General features: G+C 61.8%; 8 protein-coding genes. 4 read left to right on the forward strand and 4 right to left on the reverse strand.

Annotation, left to right across the window (positions count from 1 at the left end; translation table 11 throughout):
* Positions 1 to 10: 10 nt before the first annotated feature.
* On the reverse strand, positions 11 to 700 hold the full coding sequence (locus MHM84_RS19510; protein WP_343218309.1) for an HAD-IA family hydrolase: 690 nt from the start codon (positions 698 to 700) through the stop codon (positions 11 to 13).
* Positions 687 to 1631, reverse strand: a complete 945-nt coding sequence (locus tag MHM84_RS19515; RefSeq protein WP_239268379.1) for an RluA family pseudouridine synthase — start codon at positions 1629 to 1631, stop codon at positions 687 to 689. Before MHM84_RS19515 ends, MHM84_RS19510 begins: the two co-directional genes overlap by 14 nt.
* A 675-nt stretch (positions 1632 to 2306) precedes the next feature.
* On the opposite strand from MHM84_RS19515, the gene rne reads away from it, so the two are divergent.
* On the forward strand, positions 2307 to 5363 hold the full coding sequence (gene rne / locus MHM84_RS19520) for a ribonuclease E (RefSeq protein WP_239268381.1): 3057 nt from the start codon (positions 2307 to 2309) through the stop codon (positions 5361 to 5363).
* Between the two features lie 84 nt (positions 5364 to 5447).
* On the opposite strand, the gene MHM84_RS19525 is transcribed toward rne, so the two are convergent.
* On the reverse strand, positions 5448 to 6746 hold the full coding sequence (locus MHM84_RS19525; protein WP_239268384.1) for a M18 family aminopeptidase: 1299 nt from the start codon (positions 6744 to 6746) through the stop codon (positions 5448 to 5450).
* A 125-nt stretch (positions 6747 to 6871) separates the two neighbouring features.
* On the opposite strand from MHM84_RS19525, the gene MHM84_RS19530 reads away from it, so the two are divergent.
* The 3 genes from MHM84_RS19530 to MHM84_RS19540 all read left to right on the forward strand — a co-directional run bounded on the left by MHM84_RS19530 (position 6872) and on the right by MHM84_RS19540 (position 10630).
* A complete protein-coding gene (locus MHM84_RS19530; RefSeq protein WP_239268386.1) occupies positions 6872 to 8935 on the forward strand; it encodes a carboxy terminal-processing peptidase in 2064 nt (687 codons plus the stop codon).
* A 61-nt stretch (positions 8936 to 8996) separates the two neighbouring features.
* Complete coding sequence (locus tag MHM84_RS19535) at positions 8997 to 10115, forward strand: hypothetical protein (RefSeq protein WP_239268389.1); 1119 nt, start codon at positions 8997 to 8999, stop codon at positions 10113 to 10115.
* Between the two features lie 71 nt (positions 10116 to 10186).
* Positions 10187 to 10630: a helix-hairpin-helix domain-containing protein gene (locus tag MHM84_RS19540; RefSeq protein ID WP_239268391.1), complete on the forward strand. Its 444-nt coding sequence runs from the start codon at positions 10187 to 10189 to the stop codon at positions 10628 to 10630.
* Between the two features lie 3 nt (positions 10631 to 10633).
* Here the strand turns inward: MHM84_RS19540 and MHM84_RS19545 are convergent, their stop codons facing one another.
* Positions 10634 to 10990 (reverse strand): hypothetical protein, encoded by a 357-nt coding sequence (locus MHM84_RS19545; RefSeq protein ID WP_239268394.1) that lies wholly within the window; start codon positions 10988 to 10990, stop codon positions 10634 to 10636.
* Positions 10991 to 11004 lie beyond the last annotated feature (14 nt).

An 11004-nucleotide genomic window follows, 5' to 3' on the forward strand; every position in this document is an offset into this window, starting at 1 on the left:
CCAAGATCCATCAAGAGTGCAACCACTCGATCAGTTCGGAAAAACTCCCGGCGCTGAACACCGGCCGGCTCATCGCCAGGCGCTCGGCGGCATGCACCCCGTAGGTAACGGCCAGTCGATCCATTCCCAAGGCGCGCGCCATTTCCATGTCGTACTCGCTATCGCCAATCATCAGCGCCTCCTCGGCAGGCACCCCCGTCTCGACGAGCAGCTCTTCAAGCATGCGTGGATGAGGTTTCGACAATGTCTCATCCGCGGTGCGACTGGCATGGAACCATGCCCCCGCCCCGGTCGCCTCGAAGGCGCGCCTGAGGCCACGGCGACTTTTTCCGGTAGCCACGGCCAGCCGCAAGGCAGAATTGCTGCGCAGACGAAGAATCCCCTCCTCCACGCCCTCGAAGAAGGACAACGGCATCTGCTCGGCGGCTACGAAATGCTTGGAATATTGCTGACGCATCGACTCCGCCTGCGCCGCTGGCATACCGGGACACAGCTTGGCTATCGCTTCGGGTAGCCCTAGACCAATGATGTCACGCACGGCTTCATGCTCCAGCTCACGCCAGCCGACATCGCTAGCCGCAGCCTGCATGCAGGCAACGATGCGATGCTCGGAATCCATCAAGGTTCCATCCCAATCGAAAATCACCAGGCGATAGCGCGACGGGGCTTGCCTCTGCAGGAAGGAATCAACGCTGGGCACGGGCTCGCTCCAGCACGGCTTCGAGCTCGCCCAACGGCGCCTTGACATGCACGGGGCGTCCACTGTCTGGCTCGGGAAAGGTCAACGCCACGGCATGCAGGAACAGACGCTCCAGACCAAACCCCGCCGCCAGACGTTGTCCTTCGCGGGTACCGTACTTGTCATCTCCCAGCAGGGGATGCCCCGCATGTGCGGCATGCACGCGGATCTGATGGGTTCTCCCCGTGATCGGCTCGGCCTCGATCAAGGTGGCATTGCTGAAGGTCTCGCGCACTGCGAAATGGGTTCGTGAAACCTTGCCCTGCGGATCGACACGCACCCGGCGTTCACCGTTACCTGCCTCATACCGGTCCAGCCGGGCACTGACGTAATCGCGTCGTGCCGGCCAGCGACCTTGGACCAAGGCCAAATACTGCTTATCCATCTGTCGCTGCTTGAGCGCATTATTGAGCGTCAAGAGAGCCTGACGCGACTTGGCCAGCAACAGGCAGCCGGACGTATCGCGATCGAGCCGATGCACCAGTTCAAGGAAGTCGAGATCCTCACGCACCTGGCGAAGCGCCTCGATGAGGCCGATCTTGACCCCGCTGCCTCCATGCACAGCCAGCCCGGAGGGCTTGTTTATCACCAACCAGCCCGGCCCCTCCACAAGCACACTGCCCGCCAGAAGGTTGCGCAGGTTATCGCTGACGTCACGCACCGCCTCTTCGGGAGCCAGTCGCAACGGAGGTATTCGCACAAGGTCGCCAACCGCCAGCCGATAGTCGACCTTGACGCGCTTTTTGTTCACCCGTACTTCGCCCTTGCGAACGATGCGGTAGATCAGCGCTCGAGGGGCCCCCTTGAGGCGTGTATGCAGAAAATTGTCGATACGCTGACCGGCCTGCGCATCGCCGATCTCGGCCCATTGAACTTCTCGACCCTCGGCCATCCCAATCCTCGCGAACCACACTGTAAACGGCCATCTTAACGCACTGGCGTCGCCACTGCGCCAATTGCTGCCATGTGGCTTTACTGTTATATTCCGAACTCGCTCAAATGGGCATGAAATGCCTGTGTATTGCGCCTGCACGTCACACACGCAGGCCTGAGCGGAGGTTACGGCGACAAGGGAAACCCCTTTGCCGCCATGCTGTAGAACATTACGCCACGCCCGGGGTTCCAGGCGGCTCCCACGAGCCGCCAACACACTACGGGAAATTAAACACCGTGCCGGAGGCCGGCGTCGGCGAATCGAAAAATGCCAGGTGTCTGGCGGTAGTCCGCAGGGCCGGACGAGAACCCAAGAACTCGCCGAAACACGTCCTGCCACCGCCGCGTACTCAACATGATCTTGCAGCGTCCGGCCCCCATGCCGGGCGTGGATGACGCATTCTCGACATGCGCTGAGCACAGCACGAGCACTAAGCGGTTCGCCGTCGCCGACGCCCAGGAGTCGCTGATTGGTTCGGCGAGCGGAATGAGACACGAGACGGTACAAGGCCTGAAGGCAAGCACCCCTGCGGGTAAGAGCCAAAAAGACCGAGTGCCCTCCCTGCCGTTTCCCCTCGTCATCCAGTGGCGTTTCCTTCAGGCCGCCTTCCGGCGCCCTGAATAGCGAGACAACATGAAACGGATGCTCATCAATGCGACCCAGCCTGAAGAGCTGCGCGTCGCACTGGTCGATGGACAACGCCTTTACGATCTGGACATCGAATCCGGTGCCCGGGAGCAGAAAAAAGCCAACATCTATCGCGGCAAGATTACCCGCGTCGAACCTTCCCTCGAAGCCGCCTTCGTCGACTTCGGCGCCGAGCGTCACGGTTTCCTTCCCCTCAAGGAAATCGCTCGAGAATATTTCAGTAAAGAGCCCAGCGGCCGCCCCAACATCAAAGAGGTGATCAAGGAAGGCCAGGAAGTCATCGTCCAGGTCGATAAAGAAGAGCGTGGCAACAAAGGTGCGGCTCTGACCACTTTCATCAGCCTGGCCGGGCGCTTCCTGGTGTTGATGCCCAACAACCCCCGTGCCGGGGGCATCTCGCGGCGCATCGAAGGCGAGGAACGCACCCAGCTCAAGGACGCCATGGGTCAGCTCACGCTGCCCGATCGCATGGGTGTCATCGTGCGCACGGCGGGCATCGGGCGCAGCGCCGAAGAACTCCAGTGGGACCTGGATTACCTGGTCCAGGTATGGGAAGCGATCACCGAAGAAGCCGGCAAACGCTCCGCGCCGTTTTTGATCTACCGCGAATCCAACGTCATCATTCGCGCCATGCGCGATTACCTGCGCCAGGATATCGGCGAGGTGCTGATCGACAGCCCCGAAGTTCACCAGGAGGCCCTGGGCTTCATTCGCCAGGTGATGCCCTCCTACCAGCAAAAGATCAAGCTGTACGCCGATGACGTACCGCTGTTTTCGCGTTTCCAGATCGAAAGCCAGATCGAGACCGCCTACCAGCGCGAAGTCAAGCTGCCATCCGGCGGCTCGGTGGTGATCGACCATACCGAGGCCCTGGTATCCATCGATATCAACTCGGCACGCGCCACGCGCGGCAGCGATATCGAAGAAACCGCCCTGCAGACGAACCTGGAAGCGGCCGACGAGATTGCCCGCCAGTTGCGTCTGCGCGATATCGGCGGCCTGGTGGTCATCGACTTCATCGACATGTCGCCGGCCCGCAACCAGCGCGAGGTCGAGAATCGCGTCCGCGATGCGCTCAAGCTGGACCGCGCCCGCGTCCAGATCGGACGTATTTCACGCTTCGGCCTGATGGAAATGTCGCGTCAGCGCCTGCGCCCCTCGCTTGGCGAGACCAGTGGTGTAGTCTGCCCGCGCTGCGATGGTCAGGGTACCATTCGCGACGTTCGCTCCATGTCGCTGTCGATCATGCGCCTGATCGAAGAAGAGGCCATGAAAGAGCGCAGCGCGCAGATTCGTGCCATTTTGCCGGTTCCTGTGGCCACTTACCTACTCAATGAAAAGCGTGCCACGCTGGCCGATATCGAGCGCCGCCAGGGGGTTCGTGTCGTGCTGCTTCCCAGCCCGGACATGGATACGCCGCATTACGATGTCCAGCGCCTGCGCGACGACCACCTGGAAGACGACGAAGAAGCCAAGTCCAGCTTCGAACTCTCCACCGAGACCGATGTCGGCAAGGAACCCGACAGCACCTTCGGCAAGCCGATTCAGCGTACCGAGGCAGCCGTCAAGACGGTAGCTCATGCCGCACCGGCACCGGCCTCGCTGCAACAATCGAACGATCCCGCTCCGGTCGCCGGACAACAGGCGCCGAACGGACTGCTCTCGCGTCTTTTCAAAGGCGTCAGCAAGCTGCTTGGCGGTGCCGAAGGGGGTGCGCCGGCCTCCACTGCCCGGCGTGAGGCAACGCCCGAGCCAGACGTGAGCCGCGCGGCTTCCACCAGGGAGGAAAGCGAGGCACGGCACTCCAACCGCAATGGAGGCAACCGCAGACGCCGAAATGAAGCACGAGACGACACGCGCGACGACAAGCCGGCGGCACGCAACGCTCGCCAGGACGAGGACAGCCGTGGCGACAAGTCCGGCCGTGGCAAATCCGAAGGCAAGCCACAACGCAACAAGTCGCGCCAGGACGAGTCTCAGAACGGCAATCGCCAGCCCGCCAAGAGCAAAAGCGACAAGCCGCAACGCGAGGAAACCAAGCCCCGCGAGGAAGCCAAGCCCCGCGAGGACAAGGACAGTCGCAAGCCGCAGGCAACGCCTGAACAGGCCGGCAAGGACAAGGACGAGGCTACTAGTAGCGATGGCAAGCCCAAGCGCACTCGCAACAACCCACGCCAGCGTTCGCGCAAGCACGCCCTGAACCCTCAATCGGTCAGCGAGCAGGAACGCTTGCAGGCCGAGGCAGCCCAGGCCGGAGCCGATACTCAGGACGCCGGTGCCCAGGAGGCCAGCACGCAGAAAGTGGCCGAACCGGCCACGGCTGAAACGCCGCCTGCGCCTGTTCAGCAAACCGAAGCGGGCAAACCGGTTGAAGAGACCTCCAAGGCAGCCGAGCCCCAGCCTCAAAGGGTCGCCGAAGAAAGCCGGGATGACGACGAGCCCAAGGTGGCGCCTACCGCGGAACGTGCTGCCTTCGCCAAGCCGCAGGCCGCTGGAGACGAAAGCAAGCCCCGCGCCTCGCGCAGGAAATCGCCGCGTAGCGAGCGCCAGACCGAGCAGAAAGCAGAGCGCAAGGCCGAGCGCAACGAGAATGTGGCAGCGACACCTTCCGATTCCACCAGCATGACGGAAACCACCGCAGCTTCTACTTCAGCCTCGCCCAGCCCTCAAGCAGCAACGGACGATGCCACACCGGCAGCCACGGAAGAGGCATCGCGCAACGCATCGGCGCAGGCTGACATCATGCCGGGCTCCACCGCTGCCGATAGCGAGCGAGTACCTGCGCAGAAGGACAGCGGCGCGACGCAGACAGCTAGCGATACCAAGGCACCGGAGCAGGCAGAGCTGGAAGAAGCCAAGCCCCAGCCTTCAGAGCCGGAATCGGATAACACCGCCGACGCTCGCGCCTCCGCGGAAGAGCCCGCCTCCGTGGAAGAGGCATCTCCGGAGGCGTCGAATCGCCGCCGCCGCCGTCGTGCTCACAACGACCCACGTGAGCAGCGCCGCAGCGGTCAGCAAAACCAGGCCGAAAACAGTCAATAACCCGACTGTCGAAAGAGCCAGCAGCGCCAAGCGCCCGCAGTTCTTACTGCGGGCGCTTGCACGAGTGGCGCTTGAAATTATCTGTCAGTTCAGGGTACGGCGATTCAGGAACGCAACCAGCGCACGGATCAGATAGCCTGGATCCTTGCTCCCGGCAGTTTCGCGAATCGAGTGCATGGCCCATTGCGGCACGCCGACATCCAGGGTGGGTACGCCAAGTTCTGTCGCCGTGATCGGCCCGATCGTGCTGCCACAACCCATGTCGGCGCGAGTCGCAAACGTCTGGACCGGCACGCCGGCTTCATGGCAAATATCGCGAAACAGCGCCGCAGTCGCACTGTTGGTCGCATAGCGCTGATTGGCATTGACCTTGATCACCGGACCACCGTTGATGGCAGGCCCATGAGCGGGATCATGCTTGTCGGTAAAATTGGGATGCAGGGCATGGGCATTGTCGCAGGAGATCATACGCGATGACTGGACCATGCGAATCCAGCTCTCCTCGTCTCCATCGCCAAGTTGGGCATGGATCCGGCGCAGCACATCGATGAGAAAAGGCCCCTGAGCCCCGCACGCGCTGGCACTGCCGACCTCTTCATGATCGGTGGCCACAAGCACAGCGCCCTGGGTGCCGTCGCAGTCCAGCAGGGCTTCCAGACCAATGAAGCAGGACAATAGATTATCCAGGCGAGCACTGGCGATGAGTTCGTCCTCGACTCCGATTCTAGCCGGCGGCTGCGTATCGTAGAGGCACAGCTCGAAGTCGAGGACATCGACGTTCTCAAGCTTATGCTGTTCGTACAGCCAACGCTTGATTAGTCGCGGCAGATCGCTATGCTCGCCGCCTTGAAGGAATACGGGGGCCATCTGGGTCTGGGCATTGAGGACACGCCCATTGTTGGCCTCTCGATCCAGATGAATCGCCAGACTGGGCACGATCGCCACGGGTCGATCGACGTTGATCAGCACGCCCTGCAGGCGACCATCGTCGCGCCTCACATGGACTCGGCCAGCCAGTCCCAGATCGCGATCGAACCAAGGCGCCAGCAATGCACCACCGTAGACTTCTACGCCCAGTTGCATCCAGTTGTGACCGATGACCGGTGCGTTGGGCTTGAGGCGCAACCCAGGGCTATCGGTGTGAGCGCCGATCATGCGCAGCGCGTCGAGCCTGCTCTCGGGCAATTGCAGCGCAACGAGCGAGGAGTCATTGCGCGTCACGACGATACGCTCGCCCGGCGAGAGCGACCAGGCCTGAGTCTCGTCGAGATGTCGGAAACCGGCTTGTTCGAGACGCTTCACCATGTTATGTGTCGCGTGCCATGGCGTCGGCGAACGCTGGAGGAAAGCCAATAACCGTTCGAGAGTGGGATCGTGGGGCATGTTTATCCTCGCAAGGTCTGTGTATGACGACACAGACTGCTACAATGGCTGGCCGGCGTCCATGCATCGCCTGCGTCGGTCACTTAGGGAAATGAGTGTACATGAATCCGGGAGTGCTTCTATTGATGAGCCTGACAGCAGCCACTCGGCGCGCTTTCTTCGTTTCGTTTCTGGCCGTGCTGAGTGTTCCGGCGCTTGCGGATCTCAGCCCTACCGATGACCAGCGTCAGGCCGCGACCGAGGTCGCAGAATCGCTTCGGTATGGCCACTATGCCGATGTCAATCTCAACGACACTTGGTCGGAGCGGGCCTTCGACCAGTTCCTTGACGTCCTCGACTCACAGCGGGCCTATCTGATTCAGCGCGATATCAGCCGGTTCAGCGATCTGCAGACGAGCCTTGACGAGGCCGTAGAGGAAGGCGAGCTCGAGCGGGTCTATGAGTTCTACAATGTATACCAGCAACGCGTCGAAAATCGCCTGGAATGGCTCATCGACGAGATCGATGCCGGCCTGGATTACGATTACACCACCAACGAGCGCCTGGCCATCGAGCGTAGCGACGAACCCTGGCCGGGTAGCGAAGCGGCATTGGATACGTTGTGGACGAAGCGGCTCAAGAATGCCGCCCTGTCGCTTGAGTTGAGTGGCCAGACCCCCGAGGCGATCGAAGAGACGCTGCGCGATCGTTACGCCAGTCAGCTGACGCGTATTCGCCAGACCAATCCCGAAGATGTGTTCGGTTTGTTCATGGCGGGCGTCACCAGCACCACCGATCCGCATACCGAGTATCTGTCGCCGCGTCAGGGCGAGTCCTTCGACATTCAGATGCGTCTGTCACTCGAAGGCATCGGCGCCCTGCTGCAGACCGAGGGCGAATACGTGAAGGTCTCCAGCCTGGTCCCCGGGGGGCCGGCCGACAAGAGCGGCGTGCTGCAACCCGCGGATCGTATCGTTGGCGTCGGTCAGGGCGAAGAAGGCGACATCACCAATGTCGTCGGCATGCGTCTCGATGAGGTCGTCGACCTGATCCGTGGCCCCAAGGGTTCGACGGTCCGCCTGGATATCATTCCCGCCAAGGCTGTCGATGTCACCCGTTCGCACGTCGTCAAGATCGTACGCGATACCGTCAAGCTGGAAGATCAGGCTGCCAACAGCGAGGTGGTCACAGTCACCCGCGACGGGGGCGAACATCGCATCGGCGTGATAGACATTCCGACCTTCTATGTCGATTTCGATGCCTGGCAGGCTGGCGAAGAGGATTATCGCAGCACGACCCGCGACGTAGCCCAGGAGATCGAGAAACTCAAGACCGCGGGTGTCGAGGGCATCGTGCTCGACCTGCGCAACAATGGCGGCGGTGCGCTGCAAGAAGCCAACTCACTGATCGGGCTGTTTATCGATCGGGGGCCAACCGTTCAGGTTCGCGACGCCCAGGGGCGTATCAGTCTGTACGGCGACACCGACAGCGGTAGCTTGTATTCGGGTCCCTTGGCCGTACTGGTCAACCGCCTGTCGGCATCCGCCTCGGAGATCTTCGCCGGCGCCATTCAGGACTATGGTCGCGGGCTCGTCATCGGAAGCCGCACCTTCGGCAAGGGCACCGTGCAGACGCTTAACGACCTGAGCCATGGCCAGATCAAACTGACCCGTGCCAAGTTCTACCGCATTACGGGCGAAAGCACCCAACACCGAGGCGTCTATCCCGATCTGCTGTTCCCCAGCCTGGTCGACCCGGACGTGATCGGCGAAAGCAGTCTGGAAAACGCTCTGCCCTGGGACACGGTTCGTTCCGTGCAGTACCGTCAATACGGTGAACCCAAGCGTTATCTGGAAACCCTGGAAAACCTGCATGAAGAGCGCATCGCTCATGAACCCAATTTCACCTATCTGGAACGTCAAGCCGCCTTGATCAAGCAGCTCCGCGAGCAACAGACCTCGGTCAGTCTCAATCGCGAGCAACGCCAGCGCGAAATGGACGCTCAAGAGAGCGAGCAGCTTTCCTTGGAAAATCAGCGGCGTCGGGCCTTGGGGCTGGATCCGTTGGATAGCTGGATCGATGCCCGGGAAGAAGAAGCCGAACAGGCTGCCGAGAGTGAAGACAACGAGCCTATCGATCGTGCGCAGATCGTCGAAAGCGCCGAGATTCTGCTCGATTACGCCCGCCTGTCACAAACCGAAGCGGCATGATGCCTGTCTCGTCCGGTGTAACCACCGGACGAGACATTTTTTCTGCTGACCAAGAGGGCCAATGCGTTATCGGTATCTGTTCGTTCTAGTGATGTCGATCCTCGGCTGGCCGGCTCCCGCCTTGTCGGCGACGACCGACTGCCCATCCGGCACGCCACAGCAGCTTCACCACGGCCTTGACCGTCTGCAGGCAAAGCTCGACCGCTGGGACGAAGCCTACTATCAACGCGGTGAGCGCCTGGTGGAAGATGGCGTTTACGACGCCGCCAAACGACGCCAACAGCATTGGCGCGCCTGTCTCGGCCAGGCTGAACTGCCTGACTCGGTCCCCGCCCCACCCTCACCCGCCGATGACCGCATTCTTCATCCCATTGTCCAGACCGGTTTGACCAAGGCCGATTCTCGCCAGACCATGGCCGAATGGCTGATGGCGCATCAACAGCACTCTCTCTGGATTCAGCCCAAGGTCGACGGTGTCGCTATCACCCTGCTCTATGAACACGGCGCACTCACTGAAGCCGTCAGCCGCGGCGATGGCGTACGTGGCCAGAATTGGCTGACACAAGCCAGACAGATTCCGGCAATCCCTGAACGACTCGAGAACGCGCCGCCTCGCGTGGTACTGCAAGGCGAGCTCTATCTGAAGCGTGCGGATCACATCCAGTCCGAAGATGGCACGGCGGGCGCTCGCTCGGACGTGATTGGACTCCTGGCGCGCCATGCTCTGGATGCCAGCGATGGGCAGCGCATCGGACTATTCGTGTGGGATTGGCCCGACGGCCCCGCTACCATGCAAGCCCGGCTGGCCACGCTCACGGCCTGGGGCCTGGACACCGCCGACTATACCCTGCCCGTTGCAGCCTTCGACGAGATCGCTAAACAGCGAGACGTCTGGTATCACGCTCCCCTGCCCTTTGCCACCGATGGCATCGTCGTGCGCCAAAGCCAACGTCCTCCTGCCGCAACCTGGGTGGCGCAACCGCCCGCCTGGGCCATTGCGTGGAAGCATCCTGCCCGCCAACGCCTGGCGCAGGTCGAGAGCGTCGAGTTCTCGATTGGACGCACAGGGCGTATCACCCCGGTGGCCATACTGCAGCCGGTCGAGCTGAACGATCGAACGATCACTCGGGTCAGCCTGGGTTCGCTGGAGCGCTGGCGCAAACTCGACATTCCTGCCTGACCCTGACTAAAGCCTGTAAAGCGCAATTCCTGGCACGTCTGGAGTGGCTGGGAAGCGATGACGGCCTGGGCATGGCCGGCATCGGCCCGGCGACCTGGCGCCAACTGGTCGAGTACGATGTCATCGATGACCTGCTGGATTGGCTGACAGTGGACAAGGCCCAGCTCGTTTCGCTACCCGGCGTTGCCGATGCCAGGGCCAAGGCTTGGCTTAGCGCCTTCCGCCAGGCACGCCAGCGGCCTGGCATCGACTGGCTGATGGCGCTTGGCATGCCGTCATTGCCAGCCAGTGTGGTGGAAACATGGCAGGCCGAACTGGACGTGCAAGCCCTGCAGATGCGCAAGGCGCATCACTGGCAGCAATACCCGGGCATCGGCCAAGTCAGGGCGGCACAGCTCGAAGCGTTCTTCACTGACGCGTCTGTCAGAGCCATGCTGCATCGCCTGGAAGAGGAACGGATTCTTACCCGGCATTCGCCTCAGCCGCATGTCCCCACTCCTCTCCCTACGAGCTAGCCGTTAGGGGTTGTCAGCAGCACGCGCACTATCGAGCGGGCATCCGCTGGCGTTTGTCGCCACCTCGTCCGCCTGGGCATTGGGGCATTCGCCAATGTCACGCATGACATAATCCATCATGGTCAGTACCACCATGATCGTCAGCCACATGAGGCCGGCCAGTGCGAAAACTCGCAGCAGGTTGTCTGCCGCCCTGAGCCCCATGAAGAACGTCAGGATCAATGAGGCCAGTATCGCCGCACATATCAGGCTGAATACGTGTCCCATGAGGCCCGACGTCAGCTTCGTGGCGGCGACGCTAGCCCCCAGCACGATCAGGTATGCCCCCCAGGCGAGGACCGGCGCCCTGACATCCTTCATAGTGCAGCCCTCCG

Origin of the sequence: Halomonas sp. McH1-25, from assembly GCF_022348165.1 — a bacterium.
Taxonomy (GTDB): domain Bacteria; phylum Pseudomonadota; class Gammaproteobacteria; order Pseudomonadales; family Halomonadaceae; genus Modicisalibacter.